Origin of the sequence: Paraglaciecola mesophila KMM 241 (assembly GCF_000315015.1) — a bacterium.
GTDB lineage: Bacteria > Pseudomonadota > Gammaproteobacteria > Enterobacterales > Alteromonadaceae > Paraglaciecola > Paraglaciecola mesophila.
The window spans coordinates 366201-390458 of the sequence record NZ_BAEP01000075.1 but is presented as its reverse complement, the minus strand read 5'-3'; the positions used below and the strand labels follow the sequence as shown (position 1 = coordinate 390458).

At 45.3% G+C, this 24258-nt stretch carries 22 protein-coding genes; 4 read left to right on the top strand and 18 right to left on the bottom strand.

Annotated features, from left to right (window positions below):
* Nucleotides 1-108: 108 nt before the first annotated feature.
* A complete protein-coding gene (locus tag GMES_RS19510; RefSeq protein WP_006994533.1) occupies nucleotides 109-510 on the bottom strand; it encodes a hypothetical protein in 402 nt (133 codons plus the stop codon).
* A gap of 144 nt (nucleotides 511-654) precedes the next feature.
* Nucleotides 655-1749: an energy transducer TonB gene (locus tag GMES_RS19505; protein WP_006994532.1), complete on the bottom strand. Its 1095-nt coding sequence runs from the start codon at nucleotides 1747-1749 to the stop codon at nucleotides 655-657.
* A 212-nt stretch (nucleotides 1750-1961) separates the two neighbouring features.
* Between GMES_RS19505 and GMES_RS19500 the strand changes: the two genes are divergently transcribed.
* Nucleotides 1962-2576: an XTP/dITP diphosphatase gene (locus GMES_RS19500; protein WP_006994530.1), complete on the top strand. Its 615-nt coding sequence runs from the start codon at nucleotides 1962-1964 to the stop codon at nucleotides 2574-2576.
* Nucleotides 2577-2646: 70 nt separating this feature from the next.
* Nucleotides 2647-3795: a radical SAM family heme chaperone HemW gene (hemW, locus tag GMES_RS19495; RefSeq protein WP_039987844.1), complete on the top strand. Its 1149-nt coding sequence runs from the start codon at nucleotides 2647-2649 to the stop codon at nucleotides 3793-3795.
* Between the two features lie 43 nt (nucleotides 3796-3838).
* On the opposite strand, the gene GMES_RS19490 is transcribed toward hemW, so the two are convergent.
* The 11 genes from GMES_RS19490 to GMES_RS19440 all read right to left on the bottom strand — a co-directional run bounded on the left by GMES_RS19490 (nucleotide 3839) and on the right by GMES_RS19440 (nucleotide 16461).
* On the bottom strand, nucleotides 3839-4495 hold the full coding sequence (locus tag GMES_RS19490) for a DNA-methyltransferase (protein ID WP_006994528.1): 657 nt from the start codon (nucleotides 4493-4495) through the stop codon (nucleotides 3839-3841).
* A 66-nt stretch (nucleotides 4496-4561) separates the two neighbouring features.
* Nucleotides 4562-5341, bottom strand: coding sequence for a YggN family protein (locus tag GMES_RS19485; protein ID WP_006994527.1), 780 nt, complete (start codon nucleotides 5339-5341; stop codon nucleotides 4562-4564).
* A 90-nt stretch (nucleotides 5342-5431) separates the two neighbouring features.
* Nucleotides 5432-5929 (bottom strand): Lcl C-terminal domain-containing protein, encoded by a 498-nt coding sequence (locus GMES_RS19480; RefSeq protein WP_006994526.1) that lies wholly within the window; start codon nucleotides 5927-5929, stop codon nucleotides 5432-5434.
* A 1-nt stretch (nucleotide 5930) separates the two neighbouring features.
* Nucleotides 5931-7640 carry an Lcl C-terminal domain-containing protein gene (locus tag GMES_RS19475; protein WP_006994525.1) on the bottom strand — a complete coding sequence of 570 codons (1710 nt, stop codon included), beginning with the start codon at nucleotides 7638-7640 and terminating at the stop codon, nucleotides 5931-5933.
* An 86-nt stretch (nucleotides 7641-7726) separates the two neighbouring features.
* Nucleotides 7727-8440: an LrgB family protein gene (locus GMES_RS19470; protein ID WP_006994524.1), complete on the bottom strand. Its 714-nt coding sequence runs from the start codon at nucleotides 8438-8440 to the stop codon at nucleotides 7727-7729.
* Between the two features lie 42 nt (nucleotides 8441-8482).
* Complete coding sequence (locus GMES_RS19465) at nucleotides 8483-8860, bottom strand: CidA/LrgA family protein (protein ID WP_006994523.1); 378 nt, start codon at nucleotides 8858-8860, stop codon at nucleotides 8483-8485.
* A 64-nt stretch (nucleotides 8861-8924) separates the two neighbouring features.
* Complete coding sequence (gene prsR, locus GMES_RS19460; protein ID WP_006994522.1) at nucleotides 8925-10283, bottom strand: PEP-CTERM-box response regulator transcription factor; 1359 nt, start codon at nucleotides 10281-10283, stop codon at nucleotides 8925-8927.
* A gap of 25 nt (nucleotides 10284-10308) precedes the next feature.
* Nucleotides 10309-12327, bottom strand: a complete 2019-nt coding sequence (gene prsK, locus GMES_RS19455) for an XrtA/PEP-CTERM system histidine kinase PrsK (protein WP_006994521.1) — start codon at nucleotides 12325-12327, stop codon at nucleotides 10309-10311.
* A 60-nt stretch (nucleotides 12328-12387) separates the two neighbouring features.
* Nucleotides 12388-13512, bottom strand: coding sequence for a beta-ketoacyl-ACP synthase III (locus tag GMES_RS19450; RefSeq protein WP_006994520.1), 1125 nt, complete (start codon nucleotides 13510-13512; stop codon nucleotides 12388-12390).
* Nucleotides 13513-13902: 390 nt separating this feature from the next.
* Nucleotides 13903-15288: a glycerol-3-phosphate transporter gene (glpT, locus tag GMES_RS19445; RefSeq protein ID WP_006994518.1), complete on the bottom strand. Its 1386-nt coding sequence runs from the start codon at nucleotides 15286-15288 to the stop codon at nucleotides 13903-13905.
* Nucleotides 15289-15435: 147 nt separating this feature from the next.
* Nucleotides 15436-16461 (bottom strand): MFS transporter, encoded by a 1026-nt coding sequence (locus GMES_RS19440; RefSeq protein ID WP_226990343.1) that lies wholly within the window; start codon nucleotides 16459-16461, stop codon nucleotides 15436-15438.
* A 529-nt stretch (nucleotides 16462-16990) separates the two neighbouring features.
* On the opposite strand from GMES_RS19440, the gene GMES_RS19435 reads away from it, so the two are divergent.
* A complete protein-coding gene (locus GMES_RS19435; RefSeq protein ID WP_006994517.1) occupies nucleotides 16991-19387 on the top strand; it encodes a fatty acid cis/trans isomerase in 2397 nt (798 codons plus the stop codon).
* A gap of 90 nt (nucleotides 19388-19477) precedes the next feature.
* On the opposite strand, the gene GMES_RS19430 is transcribed toward GMES_RS19435, so the two are convergent.
* From GMES_RS19430 to GMES_RS19420, 3 genes are all read right to left on the bottom strand, one after another.
* Nucleotides 19478-20287, bottom strand: a complete 810-nt coding sequence (locus GMES_RS19430; protein ID WP_006994516.1) for a hypothetical protein — start codon at nucleotides 20285-20287, stop codon at nucleotides 19478-19480.
* A gap of 182 nt (nucleotides 20288-20469) precedes the next feature.
* Nucleotides 20470-20718: a hypothetical protein gene (locus GMES_RS19425; protein ID WP_006994515.1), complete on the bottom strand. Its 249-nt coding sequence runs from the start codon at nucleotides 20716-20718 to the stop codon at nucleotides 20470-20472.
* Nucleotides 20719-20798: 80 nt separating this feature from the next.
* On the bottom strand, nucleotides 20799-21695 hold the full coding sequence (locus tag GMES_RS19420) for a LysR family transcriptional regulator (RefSeq protein WP_006994514.1): 897 nt from the start codon (nucleotides 21693-21695) through the stop codon (nucleotides 20799-20801).
* Between the two features lie 115 nt (nucleotides 21696-21810).
* Between GMES_RS19420 and GMES_RS19415 the strand changes: the two genes are divergently transcribed.
* Nucleotides 21811-22443 carry an NAD(P)-dependent oxidoreductase gene (locus GMES_RS19415; protein ID WP_006994513.1) on the top strand — a complete coding sequence of 211 codons (633 nt, stop codon included), beginning with the start codon at nucleotides 21811-21813 and terminating at the stop codon, nucleotides 22441-22443.
* 139 nt (nucleotides 22444-22582) lie between these two features.
* Here GMES_RS19415 and GMES_RS19410 read toward each other — a convergent pair whose 3' ends face one another.
* Both GMES_RS19410 and GMES_RS19405 read right to left on the bottom strand, forming a co-directional pair.
* On the bottom strand, nucleotides 22583-23113 hold the full coding sequence (locus tag GMES_RS19410; protein ID WP_006994512.1) for a CC0125/CC1285 family lipoprotein: 531 nt from the start codon (nucleotides 23111-23113) through the stop codon (nucleotides 22583-22585).
* A gap of 319 nt (nucleotides 23114-23432) precedes the next feature.
* Nucleotides 23433-23906 (bottom strand): MgtC/SapB family protein, encoded by a 474-nt coding sequence (locus GMES_RS19405; RefSeq protein ID WP_006994510.1) that lies wholly within the window; start codon nucleotides 23904-23906, stop codon nucleotides 23433-23435.
* Nucleotides 23907-24258: the final 352 nt, after the last annotated feature.

The following is a 24258-nucleotide window of genomic DNA, read 5'->3' as shown; positions in this document are numbered from 1 at the left end:
CAGGTTTTTTTTGTGTTAATTGAGTTTGGTGTTCGCAGTGTGGGGCTCGGTATAGCCGCGTACTATCAAAAGATATATTTGTTGTAACTTTATTCAAATTCCTCACGTTTACAGTGCTGGATGGCCCTGTAGCAGTGTTCTTTTTAATTCACCATTTCTAACATCATGCTCAGTCCAACTTTCACCTAATTTACGATTTATCATGTTTAGGCAAAACTCTTTAGCTGGATTGTTGGGCTGAGGAAGGACAGTTGCACACATGCTATCGGTGGTGACTCGCCACTTACCGCTGCTCATTTGACCTCGCTCAGCGAGGTGTTCAAAAGAGCCATTAGGGTCAAAATATATAATGCTTGCGCCAAACCTGTTGACTACTTTTAGGGCATTACCGGATATTAACGTTTGAATGTTTTCAGCGCTTGATTCCAAAGCGCATGCATTCATACCTAAAACCATAGAGACAAAGGCAAACAACAATATTGGTTTACGAGCTTTCAAAGTGCTATGCATTTTAAGTCCTAGATTCTAGCGATCACGCGACATTAAGATTCCAATTCCGCGATATATTTACAATCAAAAGGGCGAAGCCCAAAGCGACCTTATATTCAAACCTATTTGTTTATACCAGCTGCCACACATGGAGACGGTCTGAAATCAACTCTGCTCACTCGTGGTGGGTATTTCTAGCAAGGTGAATTGGCTGTCGGTATCTCCTACCACTCTTACACTGCAACGGCCCCAACTGGCGGGTATATTCCATGTGCTGTCTGTGGTGGCTGTGTATAGCTCGCTTTTATTGTGGCAACGAAGTTCCACTGTATTTAGGGTGCCGTTCACGTCACGTAAACTAAAGGCGCGCCTGCTCAGGGCATGCCACCAATCACCGTCTTGTTTGACTTTTCCTGGAATAGCTATTACTTGGTCGCTTTTGAGCACGTTGAGTATTTGGGTCACATAAGGTTTGAGCATGGCGATGTTTTCGTCGTTATTTTCTTGCGTCTCAACGCGCTGAAACGTATCTAAGGCGTCAAGGTATTGCGACTGATTTATCTGCAGCACAAACATACGGTTTAACAATAATCGATGCGCTTCGCTGCCTAAGTACTCGCCTTTTCTGTCAGTATTCAATATATGTTCAACATGCTTAAGCTCTGAAACATCATCGTTTTGTGCTTTTGCCAAGTCTGCACGTAGCAACGAGTAAAAGGTAAACTCAATGCTATTGAGCAAGCCTTTGTCTTTCATGTTGTCACTCAGCTCGCCCGCTAAGGCAATATCATTGCTGCTTAGTGCCCCGCGCACACTTTCATATTTACGTTTGAAATTACGCCTAACCCCTATTTCTCCCCCATCTAACCGAAAGTCCATTTGTACTTTGTTGTGGCATTGCTCGATTGGCTTGCCATCAATAAATGCTGGGCTGTATTGCCAGTTTTTCATTGCTTTTACTGCTGCTTTTTCGAAGGCTTTCATACCAGTTGAATCAACCACAACGATATCGTTGACGCTGCCGTCAGTACCCACCACAAAATTTAGTTGTACCCAACCCTCAGCGCCTTTTCTTGCCATGCTCACAGGGTACTTAGGCTCCACGCGCTTTATTGGTTCAGGGAGTTTAGCGGACTCTAACAACACCGTACTTGGCTCATTAATTGTGGTTTTCTGTACTTGAGGTAGCGTTTCCCCTATTGCGTAACACGTTATTAGGCTTGCAGTGCCAAGAAGAAAAAATTTACCTGAAAAATTCATAAAGCATCCTTGCGCTGGTACGCGGATAAAATTAAAAGATTAATTTTGCAACAAAAACAATATACCTAGACTAATTAACTTACCCTTTCACAGCAAGGTGTATTTGTCACAAGCGACCTTTCGTAAAAGATTAAAAGCGCAACAGTGCAATATCAATTTTTTGTTGAAACAGGTAAAATTCGACCAAACATATTTAGATAGAAGGGCCGCTCTTGTCGCGCAAAATAGTTTTAGCCACGGGTAACAAAGGTAAAGTCGCCGAGTTAAGTCAATTGCTTACTCCGCTAAACATTCATATCGTTCCACAAAGTGAATTTAACGTTTCTGAAGTAGCCGAAACGGGTACCACATTTGTTGAAAACGCCATCATCAAGGCGCGTCATGCAGCCAAAATTACGGGCTTACCCGCTATTGCTGACGATTCAGGTTTAGCCGTTGATGCCTTAGGCGGAGCACCTGGTGTATATTCAGCGCGCTATGCCGGTAGCAATGCCACAGATAGCGACAATATTGATAAGTTGCTTCACTCACTAAGTGGTATTGCGCCAGTGAAACGCCAAGCGCGCTTCTTATGTGTGTTGGTATATATGCGCAGCAGTGAAGACCCCACCCCCATTATTTGCCAGGGCGAATGGCATGGGGAAATAACCGTTGAACGTAGTGGTGAAAGTGGCTTTGGTTACGACCCTGTGTTTTGGGTAGCACAAAAAAAGTGTACTTCTGCACAATTAACGAAAGAGCAAAAGAACGCCCTAAGCCATCGCGGCCAAGCGTTGCAGCAACTTTTAGTAAAACTGAGCGATAACGTTGAAAAAGCAGGTGAATAGCGAAATGGCAGACACTTGCGATATGAATGACGCCGGTGAAACGAATACAACGCCATCCCCAGTCAAAACCCTGCGACTCCCCCCAGTTGCCTTGTATATTCACATCCCTTGGTGCGTGCAAAAATGCCCCTATTGTGACTTTAACTCCCATGGTCAAAAACAGGAAACCTTGCCAGAGGCTGAGTATGTCAGTCATTTACTAGATGATTTAGCCCAAGACGCCAAGCTAATTGGCTCGCGCCTAGTGCACAGTATTTTTATAGGTGGGGGCACGCCAAGTCTATTTTCCCCCGATGCGATCAGCCGTTTGTTGGCAGGGGTGCGTGAGCGCGTCAATTTAGCAGTCAATGCTGAAATAACCCTTGAAGCTAACCCTGGCACAGTAGAAAGCGAACGTTTTAACGGTTTTGCTAAAGCAGGCGTGAACAGAATATCAATCGGCGTACAAAGCTTTCAGCAAGAGAAATTGGAAAGACTCGGGCGTATCCATAATGATCAACAAGCGTTAAATGCTGCAGGTTACGCGCGCGATGCTGGCCTTAATAGTTTCAACCTTGATTTGATGCATGGCTTACCAGAACAAACTATTGACGACGCATTGTTTGATTTACGCCAAGGTATCGCTCAGAGTCCACCTCATTTATCTTGGTATCAATTGACCATTGAACCCAATACACAATTTTACTCTAAACCCCCAACACTGCCCGAAGACGATATATTGTGGGACATACAAGAGCAAGGTCACGAAATACTCGTTGCAGCAGGTTATGAGCAGTACGAAATATCAGGTTATAGTTTACCGGGTCAGCAATGCCAACATAACCTGAATTATTGGCGATTTGGAGACTACTTAGGCATTGGTTGCGGTTCGCATGGCAAAGTGACGTTAAAAGACTACGGTCAAATAATACGTACGGTCAAAGTCAAGCATCCCAAGGGATACATGGATCTCACCCGCTCTTATATGCATCAACAACATGAAGTTCAGGATGATGAGTTGCCCTTTGAGTTTTTTATGAATCGTCTGCGCCTACTCGAACCTTGCCCTAAACAGGATTTTACAGAATTTACCGGTTTGGTCATGGCCGAGCAGCCTCAGTTATTAAATAATCTGAATAGCGCAATAAGCAAAGGCTTGTTAGCAGAAACCGAAACTCATTGGCAGGTAACGCCTTTAGGAAGGCGCTATTTAAATACCTTACTTGAAATGCTGGTTTAGCGCCTATAAATGTATGTGCTAAACCACCATTCCGTTATGGCGGTTAACAACCTAGGCGCTCAGCGGCAAAGGCATGGGCCGACGGTGATAAATCGGCTCCTTGCCACTGCCGTTTAAGATTTTTTGCCGCCACTAACGTTGCGCCAGAACCAAAAAATGGGTCGATGACCAAGTCACCTTCATTTGAGCTTTGTGCAATCAGCTTTTCAATCAAGGGCACGGGCTTTTCTGTCGGATAGCCTCGCCATACGCGCTTTTCTTGCAGCACATCAGGCATGCCTAAATCCTGTAACTTACGTTTGCCTTTTTCGAAAAACAGAATGAATTCATAGCGCGCACGGTAGTGATAGCCCATACCAATTGCGCACTTGTCCCACACTAAGGGTTTCCAGAACTTGAAACCCGCCGCTTCTGCCAGCGGCTTGATCACAAACATAGTTTCTTGGTCGCAGAACAAATAAAAATGGCTATTGTTCTTTAGAACGCGATAAATCTCTGCGACCAGCTCAATGAAGCGTGTATTCGGAAAGATGGCAAACCACTCGTTGCTTGAAGATTTACTGTGTTTTAAACGAGTAGTCGTGCCTTTAGCTCTATGCTTTTCTAACGATTCGTACGGCGGGTCGGTAATGACCAAATCAACGCTGTTGGCTGGTAAGCTTTGCAACCATTCAACGGCATCTTGCTGGAATAAACACATGGGGATTTCTTAGGACTGAAAAAACGGCGGCTATCTTAATCGTAAAACATTGGCTAAACCAGCAACTTAATGGCTATGGCCTTGCTCGCTGGTGACTACATTATATTTCGTGAGTTGGGTTATATCACGGCGTAAGCGGTCTTCCACACGGTCTAAGCGTTTAAACTCATTACAAAACCAGTGTGCTTTTTGTTGTAGGGTTTGGCTTTTCGGGCTGATTGCGGCGTCAACGGAATTCCCGATGCTGTCAATTTTCTCGGCCAGTTTAGCGATCTTTTCTTCTGTGCTGGTGCTTTCTGATACCAAGCCCCCTATGGCCGATAGGATGCCGCCTAACGAGGTATTCATAGCTTCTTCAATTTGCGCTTCTAATTCGCGGTCAACTAAGTCATCGACGTTCTCTAATGTGCCAGGGCCCATATAGAAATTACTGCCCGCATGAATGAATTTTTCTTTGACTCTGGCCTGTACTCTGGCTAAAGATGAACGCAATTTCTCGTAGCTTTCGTGCTCTTCACCGACTAAGCCGATATACACGTGTTCCACAGTTTCTATCGCCAGCTCAACACCTTCACTGGCCAGTAAAATCATTTTAGGCACCACGTGATGCACGCCGTCAGCCAGCTCTTTTAGTTCAGCTTGTTGCTGCACTGACAAGGATACCCATTGCCCTTGAACAATAAGCTGATCATCGTTATTAATTTGGTAAACAGTGCGGCTATTATCGATAATACGTATCTGATCGTTCGTCACGACCAAACCGTAGTTTAGCTCTACATCACACTTATAATCGGCTTTCACATTCGCGGCGTAAAAACCCAGAAAAAATAACCACAAAAAACGCATATCAGATCGCTAGCTTAAAAAGACCAGCATATTCTGACCAGTTAACGGGTAATTTAAAAGCTCGATACGATAATCGAATTAAAATATACGTTAATCGACTGTTCTGACCAGACGGGTGTATACGAATAAACTTTTTTCTTTCAATGCATTACTGCTGTTGAAAAACGCCACCACCCATGCGCGATCCGTATCGAGTACGGAAGGGGTAGAAGTCCAGTAATCGTCAGACAAAGTATCTGGAAATACACTTTCATCTATGGCTGGTCGCACGCAGGCACGCTCGGTTAACGTAGCCAGTTCTTTTAAATTCGGCACTCTCCAACCGCTATGACCCGCATACGTGAAGCCATGGGCTTCATCTAGGGCTTGCTGCCAATTCAACTCATCGGCTTCACCAACACAGCTGTCAGCGCTATAGGTTTGTCCAATGCTACAACGCATCCACATCAAACCGCTACTAATATGAGTTGCAGTGCCATCTGTGTTGACTGTAAATTCCTCTTCGTTCGCCGTTTCAGTTACATCCCCTAGGCACGTTTGGGCAAGGCTGTTAAAACTAAGTAACGCTAAAAACAGTAGCTTCTTCATATTATCGTCCTGCTCTGACTAAGCGAACGTTAGCCGCTGTAGATTTATTTAGAAAGTTGTCATTTCCGCTAGAGAGATCAATGGCCCATGCATTCTGAGCTTCCTCGTTGGTACCATCGACGCTGGTTTGAGATGTCCAGTACCATAAATTGCTAGTTTGCCCACTATCTGCGTAGGGGAAATAATCGGTATCTAACATAGGGCTGGTAGATTTGCCAAAATGCACGATAGAAAGCAGCTCGTTATGACTAGGTAGCTTCCAATCGTAAAAACCACACAAGCCTTGAGCATTGACTGCTTCAACAAAATCTTGTGTGTTGCAGTCGCTCAACGAGCAGCTAGGAGTGGCCGGATTCAACGGCCCACTATATCCGCCATTGTTCTCTTCTGAATACCAGCTGTAGGCATGGCGTCTGCCGTGTAAGTCACCATTGGTGGTCTTAATTTCCCACACTAAGCCAGTCACATTATCGCGCACACAACGCCATGGCTGGCTGACATCGTCAACTTCATCCCCAATGTCATCTAGGCGAGTGAAGTCAAAGCCACCTTCACCCCGCCCGGCCTTAGTGAGCATATTATTAGTAGCAATAATATCCCGCCCCCGTTGACCGTCCTGCGCTGGGTAATCCCCTTGATGCGAGCTGTTCACTGCGTTCACACTGGCTTGTCGTGCCACCCCCGTATCATTTATTAAACTACGAGGAAACGGTTTTACTGTTACAGAGATGCTGTCGTCCACCTCATTACCGTTGGCATCATTAACCTCTAGGGTGAAGGTCAACACCTGACTCGTGGTGACCATAGGCGCCACAGCGTATGTTTGTAACACATTGGCGCTATTAATTTGTGGCTCTAAGGTAGAGTCAGTCAACCACAAGTAGGTTAATGGCTTTGCAGAGGGAATAGCAGTATCGGCCGTTCCTGAAAGTAAAATGCTCTCACCAGAAAACACTTGGTGATCGACACCAGCATCAACAGTGGGCACATTATTACTTGCGCTCAATATGGTGATGGTCAGCTCTTCGGTATCCGTTGCACCTTCTTGATCAGTGACGGTTAACTCGAAGGTTAAAGTATTGTCTTCATCGACAATCGGTGTGGTAAAGGTAATGTTACTTGCATCTCTACTGACTCCAGAAAGCACATCAACTCCGGCAAGTTGTTGCCATTGATATGCGGCAATAGGGTTATCTGCATCCGTCGTATCAGCGTCTGTGCTGGTGTCGCCATTTAAGGTAACTTCTGTGCCGGCAGGAAAGATATTATTAGAAAAACCGTCAATCGGTTGGTAGGAAATGATCGCGTTTGGCGCTGTGTTGAATGGCAAAACAGTCACTTCTAGACTGTCAGAGCCAACGTTGCCGTTGCCATCAGTTGCCTGAAGAGTTAATTGATAGGTCTGCGTATCGCTAGTGGTTGGCGCCACAAATGATGCAACACCCGTGGTGGTATCGTCATGGGTAATCGATAATGTCGGCGAGGCAGACCAGGCGTAGGTTAAGGCATCGGTGGTGCCTAGCGCATCACCTTGCAAGTCGACTGTCGTTCCCTCATTGACCGTAGAGCTTGGCCCAGCATTAACAATGACATCAGGCGTGTTATCAGAGTCTGAGTCTGAAGAGCCACCACCGCCGCATGCGGTTAACACCACACTCGTGAAAAACACCAATAACCAAATGTGAATAGAATCGCCCGCTATTTTGCGCATAAATATATTAACCCATGTGTACCGCCCCATCATACTAATCATAGGAGCGTTGCTAACTTAGCGGGAAGTTAGCAGTATTCGTACCACTAGCTGATGAGGAAAAAAATAATCGGTAGAATGATGGCCGTTAGTACCCCATTGATGCACAAACCTATGGTGGCAAATGCACCTATTTTCTGACTCATCTGAAATCCTTGAGCAGTGCCTATGGCGTGGGCTACAGTACCTAAAGCAAGTCCTTGGGCTTGAGGGGACGTGACGCGAAATATGCGATACGTTATGGATGCAAATATAGCCCCCACTATGCCAGTGAAAATAACAATCACTACAGCAAGCCCAGGAATACCGCCAATATGTTGACTGGTCTCAATCGCCAATGGACTCGTAATCGACTTGGTCAACAAGCTTAACTTTACGTCGCTGTCCAGAGGCACAAAATACAAACCGGCCAGAGCCAAAATAGGCGCAATGGCACCACCAATCAAAATCGGCAGCATAATGCCTAAGCCATTTCCGCGAATACTTCTTATTTGGCTGTAGAGGGGAACAGCCAGCGCCACTGTCGCTGGGCCTAATAACCACGTCAGCAGGCTCGTATCTCCTTGGTATGATTCAACAGTGACGCCGGTATAGAAGAGCACTACCGCAAGCATGGCAATACAAAAAATCATTGGATGAAATGCCGGGCGTCGCCCCAATAGGCGAAAAACGATCAATGAAAGCAAATACACCCCTACGGTAATGGTCGACCACATAAACGCAGATACGAGAGGATATTGCTCGCTGTAAGTGTTTAGCATGACATCACTATCGGTTGCATTTGTTTAGCCTCGCCTGAGATGTCAATCGTCATGGGGCGTGGCCGGAGGTTGGTCTGTCGGTTGCCATAAGCGTTGGCAAATCCGTGCAGTTATTCCAAGACTGAGTACTGTGCTGACAACGATACTCAATATTAGCCACAATAGGTTATCCGCTAATTTTTCAGCGTAGAGCAGTACTCCCATGGTCGCAGGCACAAAGAGCACTAGCATATGTCCGAGTACAAACTGCGACACTTTGAGTAATGCAGGAGGAATGCGTTTAAGCCACATCAAGCCCAGTAGTAACACTAACAAACCTAATAAAGATGCAGGTAGGGGTATAAATGCGCTTAGGCTTAAACCTACAAACCATAGGCCAACCAACGACATCAAAGCTAATATGTATTTGAGCCATTGCATTTACATATGCTCAAACACAGAGCTTAACCGAATATCGGCCAACCCGTCGTACACGTTGTTCACACTAGGAGCCAGTTTTAATGTCCTCTAGGTGGTACTTATCAATCAACGAATAAAGCGTAGGACGCGTCACCCCAAGTAATTCAGCAGTACGCGACATATTGCGCTCGGCCACCTGAAACGCATAACGAATAGCTTTGCTTTCAGCTTCTTCGCGCACTTCACGCAGATTAAGCGTTCGCATGGTGCTTAGTTCTTCATTCACTTGTAAACCTAAATCATCAGGTTGAATGTAAGCTGACTCAGCCATTATCACCGCAGATTTAAGCTTGTTCTGTAATTCACGAATATTACCCGGCCAGCGGTGTTGCAACATGGCTTGTGTCGCACTGTCGCTGAAGCCTTTCACTTTCGTTTTGAAGTCTTCGTTGTATTGATTTAAAAAGGTCTTCCCCAGCAAAATCACATCGTTACCACGCTCTCGCAGTGGCGGTATCACAATGTTAATTTCCCCTATTCGGTAATACAAATCTTCGCGAAAGGTCTCCTCGGCGACCATGCTATTTAAATCACGGTGGGTGGCACAAATAACACGAATATCTACTGGGATCTCAGTACGTCCGCCTACTCGCTCGATAACGCGCTCTTGTAAAAAACGCAGCATCTTAGCTTGTAAACCTACAGGCATATCGCCGATTTCATCCAGAAACAGCGTACCGCCTTGGGCACTTTCAATTTTGCCCGGTGTGGTTTTGTTCGCTCCAGTAAACGCGCCTTTCTCGTAGCCAAACAATTCACTTTCGAGCAAGTTTTCAGGGATCGACGCACAATTAATGGCAATAAAGGCTTTCTTCTTGCGTAAACTGTGCTCGTGAATACTGCGAGCAAACACTTCCTTACCCGTGCCACTTTCCCCTAATAAAAGGGTACTGATATCGGTTTGCGCAATTCGCTCAGCTTTTTTACTGACCGCTAGAATCTGTTCACTGTTACCGATAATGCGATCCATTGAGGGCGCTACCGCAGATAAGTGACGATTTTCTTGCTCTAAATCGTAAAGCTGCGCCGCTCTGCTGACCAATACTTGGATGGTATCAGAGTCAATGGGTTTCTGATAAAAGTCATACGCACCAAGCTCAATGGCCTTTAAGGCATTCACTTTATCGTTGTTACCGGTTACCACAATCACTTTGGTGTTAGGGGATAGCGCAAGTATCTCTTGCAGCGCTGCTAAGCCCTCAGTGGCATTAGCAGGGTCTGGCGGTAAGCCTAAATCAAGGGTAATCACTTTAGGCTCATGCCGGCGTAACTGGGTGATCGCTGAAGTACGATCATCCGCAAACACCACATCATACCCCGTGAAACTCCACTTCAACTGCTTTTGAATACCCAGGTCGTCATCAACGACTAAAATCTTTTCCATGCCTTTATCCTTGCAACCTATTCTATTAGTTCGCTGGTATGTTCAATGTAAAGACTGTACCAACATTCTCTTCACTTTGAACATGTAAAAATCCACCTATTTTTTCTAAAAACGTTTTCGCATCGTAAGCACCTATGCCCATGCCGGCATTACCTTTGGTGGTATCAAAAGGCGTAAACAAGCGCTGCTGAATAAAGCTTTTACTCATGCCCGAGCCGTTATCAGAAATAGTCACCACCATGTTTTCGCTTTGTGGGGCATGGCTGACGTTAATCCGCACAAAACCATCGTCGGCGGTGGCTTGTTGCGCATTGCTGATCAAGTGATACATGACGTTGGCGAACTTTTCTTGGTCAAGCACAACGTCGACTTCACTATCGATTCTCAATTCTGGCTTGGGCAAGTATGTTGCGCAGCGCTGCTCAATGACTTTTTCGATACACGCCGACAAATTAATCAACCTGTGCTGACTCGCTGGCTCTGCATTCTTCTCTGATAACTGGCGCAGCATTTTATCCATGCGTGCCTTGGTGTGATGCAGCGTTTCAAAGGTATCTTCGATAAATTCGGGATTATCCTTATGCTGCTCAGCATTACATAAAATTAAGTCTATTTGTGCCAATACATTTTTCAAATCGTGTAACACGAAAGCCGACATACGCGTGAACGCGGCGAACTGGGCATTTTCAGCCACTTCTTTTGCCGCTTCATGATGGAATAAAAAGTTAGTGATTTGCGCGGTCACCGCAGTAAGGTAATCACGCAATTCCCAATTCAAATTGCGCGAAGTATCATTGGTGTTGCTCATCAGCACTAAGCCCCACAGCGTATCGCCTCGATACATGGGGATAACCAATTGAAATGCAATTTTATTCAAGGTCCCGTGGTTCACTTTTAAGCCCTCGTAAACATAGGGCTTGGTGCGTAGCTCTGCCATATCGATGATCCAGTTTTTCTGCTCAAAAAACGCAAAAAACTGCCTCATCACTTCGAGCTGCTCTTCACATAAAGGTTCAGCGTCTTCATCTGCTAAATATTCTACTTTGCTATCGACTCGCTTAAGTAGCAAGCCAGATTGGTAATCCATCGCCTGCAAAAAAGCGTTTAGAACGGTTTGATAAACAGCCTGCCCAGATTGATCACTTTCCAATGACTTAGTTAACTTGACCCACTCATAACGATAGTCAAACTGATTAGCAAAAAAGTGTTTAGTAATAAACACTTTGACCTTGGTGCGAAAGCTTGTCGACAAGAAGACCGTGGCAAGCAACGCCAACGACAGGAATATTAGCGCGACTTGAATTGAAGTACTCCATTCTCCCCCGTAGTATTTCACCACATAACCGATAAGCGACATAACAAACAAATAGCAGCCCGCCACCAGTAGCAAAGAGCTGTGCAACACCACTTCACGACTGACAAATATGTCAACGCCCCAATGTTGTACTCGGCGTATAGCAAGCACCAATAGCGGGATCATAGCGGTGTAAATAAAGCCTCTGGCGGCAATATACGTCAAGTCAATTTGCTCGACCATCAGCGCATTGGCGAAGGTAACGAATTCAAACAGGTTTGTGGCACCTAAGTATAAAATAAGCGGTTTGAACGCCCAGCGATTTTCACCTGATTGACGATAGATAATTTCTAGTAGAACCAACACTTGTAGCGCCAAAATGGTCTGCAGTAAAAATAACCAACTGTCGTTAATATCTAGAAATAGGGGAATAATAACGCCGGTAATTGGCAACGCCAGAATCAACCATGTTTCAGGGCGCTTAAGCACGCCCACCAAACTAGTGAAGTTATCTTTTAAACACGCAGCCAGAAAGAGCAGCCAGAACAATTGTTTGACGTTATCAAAAACGATGAGACGCTCTACAGTTAATTCGCCAATAAAAAAAGGTGACAGCGACCACACACACGTAGCAGCCGTGGCCAATATTAACAAATATTTAGCTAAGCCCGACTTGCGCGACGTTAACAATAACAACAGCAACAGTGCGTAACCCAGAGCACTGGCTGCATATCCCCAAACTGCTAGCATAATAGTGTTGTCCCTGACGTGATTGCTATTGTGTTATTCAAGCGTCTTAACGTAACAAGATTACCTTTTTCTGACTAACAAACTGCCGATTGAATATCCTGCGCCAAATGAACACAGTAATCCGTAATCGCCTGACTGCAAGTCTTTGTGGTGTAGATTAAACGCAATAATTGAGCCAGCAGATGCCGTATTGGCATATCTGTCTAGTACAATCGGCGCTTCTTCAGCAGTCGCTTCACGGCCTAATAGTCTTTTACTAATAAGCGTGTTCATGTTGATATTTGCTTGGTGTAACCACCAACGCTTCACATCAGCGCTGGTTAACTGATGCCGCTCTAAGTGCTCGCTGATATGCTCAGCGGCCATAGGGCACACCTCTTTAAAAACTTTACGCCCTTCTTGATGAAACAGTTTATCTGCTCCGTACGGATCAACATCGTTAGCCCGGCTAACATAACCAAAATTTGAGCGAATATTATTTGAATATTGGGTAATCGCTTTGGTGCTCAAAATATCAAACACGTGCTCAGACGTCGCGGTATCTGCATGCTCCACCACCATGGCGGTCGCCACATCCCCGAAAATAAAGTGACTGTCGCGATCGCAGTAATTTACCTGTGGTGACGTCAATTCTGGGTTGATAACTAATACACCTTTTGCAGTACCCGCGCTGATCATTTCATAAGCACGATGCAAGGCAAAAGTCGCTGCTGAACAAGCCACTAACATATCGAAACCAAAACCTTTGATCCCCAAAGCGCCTTGCACTTCGATGGCTAATGCGGGATACGAGCGCTGCGTATAAGCACAAGAAACAATCACTACATCGATATCTTCAGCGGTTTTATTTGCCGCTTCAAGGGCCAGTTTAGCCGCATTGATCGCCATTTCGGCTTGATCAGATAGTTCTTCTTCACTTCGCTCAGGAATGATGGGACGCATACGATTTATGTCCAGTACGCCATCTTTCATATAGCAATAGCGACTGCGGATACCGGATGCTTTTTGAATAAATTCAGCACTTGAGAAAGGCTTCGCTGTTACGGCGCCTGATTCAATCTCATCGGCATTTTGCTCATTAAACTGCTGAGCATACGCGTTGTACGCATCTACTAACTCTTCGTTTGAGATGCTATGCGGTGGATTCCATAATCCTGAACCACTGATCACTACAGAATTTGTCATGTTTGTTTTTCCACTTGAAATATCCCTTTAGCTTATCGCTTTGGCGACGAAATGTCATGAGTGTTCAAACGTTTACCCTTCCTATCGTGCTCATAAATAGTGCATAAGTGGATTTCTAGGCCTGCATATCCTGTAGTTAAAGGGCTTTAGCAGGTGAATAATCAATAGAAATTCTGTAACAAATATCGAAAATGAGCTGGCGATATTGAGTTTCTTGAGCCCTGAAGGGAGTACCAAGTCTTAATGCAAACTGGGCAATTTCGTGCTGAGTGCAAGCGGCAAGCAAAGCTCGCCCATCTCTGCTTTCGATAGGGTTAAAATAGAGGTGGGCAGACTCTGAATTTATGGGGGCTATAAGTAGGGTGCTAAGGACTAGCACCCTACTAAGGCTCAAGCCTGACCCTTAGCGCCCTCCTCCCGCTGATGACCTTCTTCCCGCTGATGGCTCTCATGTGCGACTTCGTGTTTTAAGGTTAACGCGATAAGTAAAATAGCGCCTATGCAACCGCCAACCAATAATACAAAGCCGCCATCCCAACCGAAATGGTCAACCGTATAGCCAAGCGCAATGTTGGCGACAACAGCTCCGCCTAAATAACCAAATAACCCGGTTAAGCCAGCGGCAGTGCCAGCGGCCTTTTTAGGCACCAGCTCAAGAGCGAATAAACCAATCAGCATGACAGGCCCATAGATCAAGAAGCCAATTGCCATTAGCGCAGCAATGTCGACGCTTGGATTACCTGCCGGGTTTAACCAGTAAACGACGACGGCCACCAATACCAACATCATATACAATATGGCTGCTGGTGCTCGTCGGCCTTTAAACCAGCGGTCACTTATCCAGCCGCATAGCAGGGTGCCGGGAATACCTGCCCACTCGTAAAGAAAGTAAGCCCATGAGCTTTTATCAAATGAAAAATCTTTTACCTCATACAGGTAGGTAGGAGCCCAATCAAGCACGCCGTAACGAATTAAATAGACAAACGCATTCGCCACAGCGATGAACCACAACAATTTGTTATTCAGTACAAACTGCATAAATATTTGCTTTGCTGTTAGTTCTTCTTCATGGCTTTGAGAATATTGAGCAGGATAATCGTTTCGATATTCTTCTATTGGCGGTAAACCACATGACTGAGGCGTATCGCGCATCACGAAATAAATAAACACGGCAATTAAGCTTGCTGCAGCAGCAGGCATATAAAAGGCGCTGTGCCAGTCGTTGAACCACGCCATGCCTAAAATAAATATCGGACCAATTAAGCCACCGCCAACATTGTGCGCGATATTCCAAAACGAGACCGTTTGGCCCCTTTCATTTCCTGAATACCAGTGAACCATGGTACGTCCACACGCTGGCCATCCCATGCCTTGTGCCCAGCCATTGATAAACAGCAACACAAAGATACTAGCAACACTTTGAGTGGCCCAGTCGGCAAAACCAAATAGAAACATAACGCCGGAGGATACTAGCAACCCTGTCATCAAAAAATAACGGGGATTACTGCGGTCAGACACACTGCCCATTAAAAATTTACTCAAGCCATAGGCAATAGAGACCGCCGATAATGCAATTCCCAACTGGCCCTTGGTAAAGCCTTGTTCTTCAATCAGAAAAGGCATTGCCAACGAAAAGTTTTTGCGCACTAAATAATAACCAGCGTAACCCACAAAAATACCGATAAACACTTGCCAACGCAGGGCTTTGTATTCTTTGTCTATTTCTTCTTTGGGGAGTCGAGATTGGTGTGGAGCAGGTTTAAAAATACCAAACATAGATTTACTTTTTACTTATAATTTTATTAATTAAAACAGATGTTAAGCGTTAATGATATGTCGCGAATATGACATTTTGACGCCTTAAAGCGACACCGCAACGTTTTGACTACCACAGTAGCGCCTTCAGAATGTTAACGACACGGCTTAATTTTTGGGGCTTGCAGCCATAGCGGCGCGTAATTTGTTAACCTTTTTGGCCAATAGCAAAGCGCAAAAACAGCCAACTAACATAATCGCTGCAACAAACAAAAAATAATAGGCGAAGCCGTATTGCCCCGCATCTAACATGCGCCCTGAGATAGACGCGAAAAAAATATCTGGGGTAAAACCCAGTACCGATATGATCCCCACGGCAGTGCCTGTCGCCCCCATACGAATTTGGCTCTCGTCCACCAGCGCGAAGTAAATCCCACGTAAGGCAAATACTGCAAAAAAGGTAAACAGCAACATGGCCAACATCAATGTCACCCCAGCATTGAAATGCGTCATCCACGCAATAGCCGCGAAAACCGCCCCCAGTGACGCAAACAGCAAGTAGGTCATTTTACTCGTACGTAAGCGATCGGCGAGCAATCCTGCCCCAAGTGCGGCAACGGGGCGCATATAACTGGCAAACGTTATGAATTTCGCGCCTTCCACTTGTGACCAACCGTAGTGCTGTACAACGAAAAGGCTGTAATTATCCAGCGCTTTATATCCACAATATGCGCAAATAACGATACCACCTTGCAACCACACCAGAGGGTTAATAAGCGTTGTTCCTAATGACAAGCCAGATGCTTGTTGCTGCTGTTGAGCGTTCACGTCAGATGGGTTATCTGTCTGTGAACTGATAAAAAACCAGGTTAACCCAGCTGCCAGCGCAGTTAACGTGGTGTAGTAAATAATCAGTGTACTCATAGCATCGAACGCTTCAGCTGCGCTGTTAAAATCACCTTGCGAGCTAAACGTCCCGAAGCTCAATAACAATATGCCGACACTGGCAAATAGACTTGCCGCTAATCCGCGACCCCCGTCGAGCAAACCAAATGCAAACCCTTGACGATGGGGCGGGGCCGAGAGCCGAGTAGCTTTGATCATCGCCGCCCAAAAAACCAAAACCGTGGTTGCCCCCCAATACGCAAAAAGCAATGTAAGCCCAAAGTGACTCGGCCCGCTGAGTAAATACACACCCCCCTGCCGCTGTCGCCAACAGTGAAAAACTCATCAGGCGATTTGGAGCATACTTGTCAGCAATAATGCCCCCAGGGAAATATGACAGCATGGCCACAACGCCATAAACAGCAAAAATATCGCCTAATTGGGTGTTAGTTAACTCAAACGCTTGTAGAAACGTAGGGCGAAAAAAGCGTGCTAAATGAAAAGGTAAAGCGAAAATTAACTCTCCCGCCAGTATAATAATGAGGATATGACCGAATACTGATGTCACCTTGTCGTCACGCTGCATAAATTACCAAATACCTGTTAAAGAAGTCACGGTAGCGTTCCTGCTTTCGTTGATGCTGTCAAGTGAGTGGTTACTTATAAGCCTATGAACTAAAACCAGCTCAGGCAGCATTTAGCTTAGAAAGCACCCAGCTTGAGTGCTTCTTGGTTGAGTCAATGCCCGCTAGAGGGTAAACTGCGGCGCAAACACACACGCCACACCACAACGCTCTGTTTTGATTAAACTCAGGGTGACTGCCTTAATCGGACTCTTATGCAAAATACACACTCCAGATGGATTAAAGTATTCATCACCGTCATTCTCGTCTGCTCGGGTTGCGCGACCATTGCCAATCTCGATTTGAACAAGCTTTACGGCGAAGAAAATCCAGTAAACCGCGCGCCAGCCAGTGTCGCTCAAGCATCATTAGAAAGCCCTGCCACCGCATTTTATCAAACCAAAGTTGCTCCAGTAATCGAAGGACGTTGTGTGGTTTGCCATGCCTGCTACGACGCTCCTTGCCAGCTTAAGATGAGCTCGCCTGAGGGCATAGAACGCGGCGCGAACAAAGAAATTGTGTATCACGGGTCGCGTATACTTGCCGCCACGCCAAATCGATTATTTTTGGATGCATTAGATTCTCCCGATTGGCGCGAGCGCGGCTTTTACCCAGTTTTAAATGAGCGAGAACAAACCCCTAGCGCTAACACTCAAGCGTCCGTTTTAGCAAAAATGTTGATGCTTAAGCAGCAGCACCCTTTGCCTGATGACAAGTTGTTAGACGAACGTTTCGATGTCTCTATCGATCGCAGCCAGCAATGCCCCACCATTGCCGAATTTGATGGCTATGCGAAAAGCCAAGCATTTGGTGGTATGCCCTACGCGCTCCCAGAATTAACCGGTGAAGAGCACAACATACTCATGAGTTGGATAGACAGCGGCGCTTATCTGCCTGCTCGCGCACCACTGTCTGAAGCGCAAGAATCAGCGGTGAACTCATTAGAAGATTTTTTGAATGCCGACAATCTGAAAGTGCAATTAAGCGCTCGCTACATTTATGAACATTTATTTAGCTCTCATTTGTATTTTAGCGAGATAACCGCGCCTGATGCCCAGCCACAGTTTTTTAATCTTGTGCGCTCAAGAACTCCATCAGGGCAAGCTATTGATGTCATTCCGAGTCGCCGCCCATTTGATGAGCCTGGGGTAAAACGCGTTTATTATCGCTTGCAGCCTGTTATGTCGACCATAGTCAACAAAACCCACCAGCCTTACGCTATTCACAAAGCACTCACCGACAAATGGCAGAAGTGGTTTGTAGACGCTGATTATACAGTGACCGAGCTACCGAGTTATAAGCCCAAAGTGGCGGCAAACCCGCTAACAGCATTCACCCAGCTACCGGAAAACGCGCGCTACCGCTTTATGCTTGAGCGTGCTCAAAACACCATCATGGGTTACATCAAAGGGCCTGTGTGTCGTGGTCAGGTGGCGTTGAATGTGATTAACGATCGTTTCTGGGTGTACTTTGTAAAGCCAGAAGTGGCAGATTCCCCCAAGATACACGCTTTCTACGAGTCACAAAAAGACAACCTGCGCCTCCCAGCGGAGCACGAAAGCACCGCATTTGCAGTGACTTGGCTTGAGTATGCCTCACGTCAAGGTGATTACATGCGTGCACGACATGATTTCATGGCCACCGCATTGGAAGATGGCCAGCATTTCACTGAGAACGATATATGGGACGGTGACGGTGAAAATGACAACGCCACGCTGACGGTGTTTCGTCACTTCGATAACGCAACCGTTGTGAAAGGGCTTATTGGCAAACCGCCTAAAACCGCTTGGGTTATCGATTACGCACTACTAGAGCGTATTCATTATCTGTTAGTCGCTGGGTTTGATGTTTATGGCAATTATGGTCATCAGTTGATGACGCGCCTGTACATGGACTTTCTGCGTATGGAAGGTGAATCAAACTTTTTGGCCTTTTTACCGCCTGAAACACGTCACCAAGAGTTGGCCTCTTGGTATCAAAAAGCGGGTCCAGAGCTAACCGAATTTGTTGAAGGTAAAATCAACCCATTCGACCAGCCCAGTGGTATGCAGTTTAAGACCCAGCACCACAAGAAAGAGTTATACGATATTTTTGCTGAACATGTACAAGGTGTGCAACCCAGCCGTTACCGATTACAGGACAGCGAACTAGGTAGAAATAGCAAAGCCTTGCTCGGACAGCTAGCCAACATCAAAGGCCAAAGCGCCTCAATATTGCCAGAGCTGAGCATGATCATGGTCGAACCCACAGACAGTGATAAACCTGAGATTTTCACCTTGGTGCGCAACAGTGCGCATTTCAATGTGAACAGCTTGTTTTCTGAAGATGTTAATCGCGATCATGCCAATGATAACGTGACGCTAGTACATGGGTTGCTCGGTAGTTACCCCGATGTATTCTGGCGTGTAAAAGAGGCGGATATCGCCAAATTAGTGGCAAAAGCTCAGCAAATTGAAAACGAACAAGATTACGAAGCCTTCTTAGATCTATTTGCGGTAAGGCGCACAACCAAAGATTTTTGGGAATTCAGCGATAAACTCTATCAAACCTTCATGAAACACAACCCAATCGAAGGTGGACTGCTAGATTACAATCGATTAGAAAACCGTTAGAGATTAAACCAAATAAAAAGGGCTGCTACCTCAGTAATCGCATTGTGGTAGATGCCCTTTTGAATAGCCTTTTTAGGGACTCTTTAGCAGTTAGCTATTTTGTTTTCTACGTCTGCGCAACCCTGCAAAACTAAGCACAAATACACCTGCAAATAAGCATGCAAAAGTCGATGGTGCTGACACCGGGACACTTCCAACAACAATATCAATTGAACTGATGGCCACTTCTCCACCATTTGCATCAAGCACCGTTAAGTTATAAGTAAACATGCCCTCAGTAGCCGCATCAAGTAGGCCAGAATAGCCAAAACCGCGATTCTGAGAATTCTGCGCAACGCTATAATTACTTAAATTAGAGGCGTAGTTGGGTATATCCTTTAATCCATCACCATTCGCAGTGCCGCTATCGCCAAGTTCGTTGTCAGTTTTTAAAGTAATGATATCGAAGCTGACAAAGTCAGTGCCGGCTGTGGGGTCTACATCAAACTCAAACAGATAAGTAAAATTATCTAACATCGCGCCCGATGGGTTAGCGCCCGCGTCAACATTCACCGCGTACTCGAAATTAAATACTGAACGATTTGCAGGTAATAAGCTTAAGGTAGGGTCAAATGTATAAGTACGATCGCCGTCGTAGTTAAAGGTATTTTCAGGACTTCCTGCTGCGTTATATCTTAGCTTCCCTCGCAGGGCTACTTCAACGCCATTCAATGCTTCCCCTGTCCACGAGCCGTTTGCATTACCATCGCCAAAAATGACGTCAGGAGTAATATTGCCTGTGCCATTAATTGGGGCCGCTAAAGCATTACAAGACAGGCTCAGTACAGCGGTTAAACTCAGTAGTTTGACCATTTTAGTGATCAGGTTAGAACGTATTTTTTTGCTATTATTATTCTGCATGTGACATTCCTTTTAGTAAAATCACAGCCTTAACAGCAAGAACAACACCATTTTAATTTTAACTTATGTATCAAACATTTAAAAAATTGCAAAATACGAACGGCAGGTAAAAGCAGTGTATAGCACTGAGTTAAAAAACACTCAATCTGGACTAAAGTACAATTACTCTATTACGAGTTGCTTTAAGGTTTACTCGTTTCAAGTGTTTCTTGGCGTTCACGTTCGTACTCTTCAAAACGCTTTGCCTCCACATCTTTACACTCTCTAAATTGCACATCAGAAAGCGCAGTGCGTTCGCATTCACTTTTCTGATACGACTGCCCCGCTTTGTAGAGTTGCTTGTTCGTACAGGCAGATATTGACAACAAAAACACAATAGACACTGCCGCCTGAGGTAAATAGCGTGATGCACTCTTAGTTTGATTTAGCATATAAAGCTTTTCCAAAGAATGTTGAGGGATATTAACTATTGATACGCACAACGGTGTAAAAGTTCACCTTTCAATATTAATCAATTTGTAACCCGTTGAATATCCGCTTGCCAACGCTCGGCGATAAAATCAATAAAAGCACGCACCACATTTTGCTGGTGATCACGAGACAAATACACCGCCCACAGATTACTGCCAGGCATGTTGTAACCAGGCAGCACTTGAACCAGTTCACGGTTTAGCAAATAACGATTGGCCAAATCACATGGTAAACACGCAATGCCTAACCCGCGCAGCGCCGCCTTTAAAATAACGCCCATTTCATTAGCTTGAATATTCCCTGACACACTGATTTGTTCATCGCTTGTTGGTGACATAACCCGCCATTGATGACTACTACTGTGAACAAGGCAATTATGCGCTAGCAAATCATTGGGTTGATTCAATTTGGCGTGCTGCGCAATATAGTTCGGGGACGCACATAGAACACTATCGATATGCATTAGCCTTCTAGCAATTAATTGCTGATGTGGTTGATCAACGTAGCGCAGCGCAATATCGACTCGTTCATCTACTAGCTGCGACAGCCCATCAGATAAAACCATTTGAATATGGGTTTTGGGGTGAATAGACACAAACGCTTGGATGGCATCAAACAGCATATTTTGACCAAGTCCAATTGGGGTCGCAACTCGAATGGTACCAACGAGTTCGTGGTTGTGACTATGAGCACGACTTTGCAGATCCGAAACCGAACTGAGTATTTGCTTTGCAAACCCCAACGCTTCTTCACCTTGCATGGTCAAACTTACTTTACGTGTGGTGCGATGAAACAAGCGTAAACCCAACCACTGTTCAATATCCTGAACGTGGCGAGTCACTTGTAAACGACTTAATCCAATATTATCTGCGGCTTTAGTAAAGCTGCCACAACGAGCTACTTCCATAAAGCTTTGTAACGACGTTATCCGGTCCATTAGCATCTCAAAATGAAACAATATTAATCATTTACCGATATTTATCACTTATGCCAACACAAGTAAACTGGCTTCACTTTCTTAACGTAACACAATGGACAATTGGAGAATCAATATGAGAATCGCAGTTTTAGGGGCAACAGGTTGGGTTGGTAGCACAGTAGTAGCACAAGCGAAAAGCCGGGGACACGAAGTAGTGGCAATCGTACGTGATGCTGCAAAGTTAACCGCCGAAGGGGTTACATCACGTGTTTACGACTTACAAAGTACGGCTGATTTCGCACCTGTCGTTGCCGATGCAGATGTGGTTATCGCATCTATTGGCGGCCGCGCGGCAGGTAACCATGAGATAGTGGCAAAAGCCGCTGAACGTCTGCTGACATCTCTTGCCAATAGCGGTAAACGTTTAATATGGGTAGGCGGCGCCGGTAGTTTGGAAATTGCTCCAGGCGTGGCACTTGTAACCTCACCTGATTTCCCTGCTGAATATAAGGACGAAGCCCTAGCACAAGGGGAAGCCCTTAACGTATTTCGCAGCACTAAATCGAAAACATCGTGGACCTTCGTTAGCCCAGCGGCTGTGCTTTACCCAGGTGATAGCGAAGGAGAGTTTCGTATTGGCGGTGATGCGTTTTTTACCAATAGCGATGGTGAAAGTAAAATTTCGGTCACTGATTACGCCAAAGCCTTAGTGGATGAAGCAGAAAATGCTGAGCATATTAATCAGCGCATTAGCGTGGCTTACTAACTCTTATTTTCTGAATAGCAACGACAAAATAGCTCAACGTTTATAGCGTTGAGCTTTTTTTGTAATGGTGTATCAAAGGTCGTCTGAGTACCTGATCTTAAAATGAAAGCCGCAAAATCAACACCTACCACAGAGTATATCAGTCTTGCACTGTGTCTTTCTTAGGTCCCAAGTTTTCAGTCACTTGCTTCGCGTCGAAACTGGTCCCCGAATTAGGTTTTGCCCCCTTGCCCATCTTAATATTCAAGATACTCTCTATTTCACTTTGCTCAGAGCCGCCAATAAATACTCCAGTTTCGAATTGACTGCGGGGGAAGCGAGATGTCCGGCAGGTTAACGCCCCACAATCGGTAAGCGTGGCGTAGCGACGACTAAAACCCACCTGCGGGCTCAGTTGCACGTTTTCTTTGTCTACTAAGGTTTCCCTGTCTGTAACCACAAACCAGTCGTAACCTTGCTCTAAGGTCAGTTCGGCGGCGCGCAACATGGCGTAGTCCATCGCTTTTGACTTATCGGTACCACGACCTTTAAAGTTCACGCGATATTGAGTGTCAGTAAATTTGCTTTCGGTATACCCAAAGCCACCTTTGGTCGCTTCACGATAGTCAGGCTGACTTTCACAACCGCCCAGCAGTATCGCAGTGAGTAATAGCACTATATTCGTTTTCATTTTTGTCCCTCATTCGGCCGGTTCCACCCAGCGTCTCATTATTGCCTGACGGTTTGGTTTGATGTATTGCGTGCGTCGTTATGAATTGCTTTACCTCTAATTTTCGTTTTGTTTACTGTCCTGGTTGGCGTTATGCTTTACAAGCTGCATAAACCAGTATCAAACCGAGTATAACATCCAGTGAACGGCTAAAATGCGTTCCCCACCAAAAGTTAAATTCAATTGTCTTGTTTTGAACGCCCGCAACCACACACTGCTAATATCGGTTACACAAACCCAAAACCCGTTTACAGTTTTAACCCTCTGCGTTCAAACGGGCTCAATCATCTAAGTGTTTCGCTTTTTGAACCTTGACGCTACGGGCGAAACGGAAAATGCAGAAATTCATCAAGGATAAAATCAGCGCGATTTCATAGTTTTGATAGGCGACCGCTACTCCTATGGCGCCAGTGTTCCAGATACCCGCTGCGGTTGCTGTGCCACTGGCGCCATTTTCCTGCTTAAAAATAGCACCGCCACCAATAAAGCCAATCCCCGTTACGATACCGTACATCACTCTTGCTTCTGCTTCGCCGTCGCCTTCTGCATAAGCATTCATAGCGATGAGCATAAACGCGCATGAAGCTAGCGCCACCAGCGGAAAGGTACGCAACCCTGCTCCCTTAGATCCACTCTCTCGGTTCAAGGCAATGGGCAAGGCAAATAAAAATGCTAGCCCGAGCTGGAATAGGTGATACACCACCAACTGAAGATTAATTTCAAAATTAATAAGATGCTCAGGAATAATATCCATCTTGACGCCCTGCTTTGTGTATCAATGCTTGCTGTTTAAATGTTTTGCGATGTAACGCTCTGTATTTCAAAGAAGCGTGTTATTTTGTAGTAAAGAGTTTGTAGCAAAGAGCAAAGCAAAACCAACGCCAGATAAATAATTATTAAAAATCATAATGTTATGAAGGTTAAAAGACTTAAATGAAGATAATACGGAAAAATCTGTGTAAATTTTACCGTGGTATAACCGCATTATTTGACCATGTGTATTCACATGACCTGTGAAGAATGAAAGTGAAGAGAAAGAGCATATGAAAGCGCTAGATACGAAGCCGAAACAATTAGCGGCCACAGTAAGCGGGAAAAGGCCATTG

Coding starts and splice junctions, on each gene's coding strand:
- GMES_RS19510 (WP_006994533.1), bottom strand. CDS start 510: ATGCATAGCACTTTGAAAGCTCGTAAACCAATATTGTTGTTTGCCTTT.
- GMES_RS19505 (WP_006994532.1), bottom strand. CDS start 1,749: ATGAATTTTTCAGGTAAATTTTTTCTTCTTGGCACTGCAAGCCTAATA.
- GMES_RS19490 (WP_006994528.1), bottom strand. CDS start 4,495: ATGTGTTTATTCCAGCAAGATGCCGTTGAATGGTTGCAAAGCTTACCA.
- GMES_RS19485 (WP_006994527.1), bottom strand. CDS start 5,341: ATGCGTTTTTTGTGGTTATTTTTTCTGGGTTTTTACGCCGCGAATGTG.
- GMES_RS19480 (WP_006994526.1), bottom strand. CDS start 5,929: ATGAAGAAGCTACTGTTTTTAGCGTTACTTAGTTTTAACAGCCTTGCC.
- GMES_RS19475 (WP_006994525.1), bottom strand. CDS start 7,640: ATGCGCAAAATAGCGGGCGATTCTATTCACATTTGGTTATTGGTGTTT.
- GMES_RS19470 (WP_006994524.1), bottom strand. CDS start 8,440: ATGCTAAACACTTACAGCGAGCAATATCCTCTCGTATCTGCGTTTATG.
- GMES_RS19465 (WP_006994523.1), bottom strand. CDS start 8,860: ATGCAATGGCTCAAATACATATTAGCTTTGATGTCGTTGGTTGGCCTA.
- prsR (WP_006994522.1), bottom strand. CDS start 10,283: ATGGAAAAGATTTTAGTCGTTGATGACGACCTGGGTATTCAAAAGCAG.
- prsK (WP_006994521.1), bottom strand. CDS start 12,327: ATGCTAGCAGTTTGGGGATATGCAGCCAGTGCTCTGGGTTACGCACTG.
- GMES_RS19450 (WP_006994520.1), bottom strand. CDS start 13,512: ATGACAAATTCTGTAGTGATCAGTGGTTCAGGATTATGGAATCCACCG.
- glpT (WP_006994518.1), bottom strand. CDS start 15,288: ATGTTTGGTATTTTTAAACCTGCTCCACACCAATCTCGACTCCCCAAA.
- GMES_RS19435 (WP_006994517.1), top strand. CDS start 16,991: ATGCAAAATACACACTCCAGATGGATTAAAGTATTCATCACCGTCATT.
- GMES_RS19430 (WP_006994516.1), bottom strand. CDS start 20,287: ATGCAGAATAATAATAGCAAAAAAATACGTTCTAACCTGATCACTAAA.
- GMES_RS19425 (WP_006994515.1), bottom strand. CDS start 20,718: ATGCTAAATCAAACTAAGAGTGCATCACGCTATTTACCTCAGGCGGCA.
- GMES_RS19420 (WP_006994514.1), bottom strand. CDS start 21,695: ATGGACCGGATAACGTCGTTACAAAGCTTTATGGAAGTAGCTCGTTGT.
- GMES_RS19415 (WP_006994513.1), top strand. CDS start 21,811: ATGAGAATCGCAGTTTTAGGGGCAACAGGTTGGGTTGGTAGCACAGTA.
- GMES_RS19410 (WP_006994512.1), bottom strand. CDS start 23,113: ATGAAAACGAATATAGTGCTATTACTCACTGCGATACTGCTGGGCGGT.
- GMES_RS19405 (WP_006994510.1), bottom strand. CDS start 23,906: ATGGATATTATTCCTGAGCATCTTATTAATTTTGAAATTAATCTTCAG.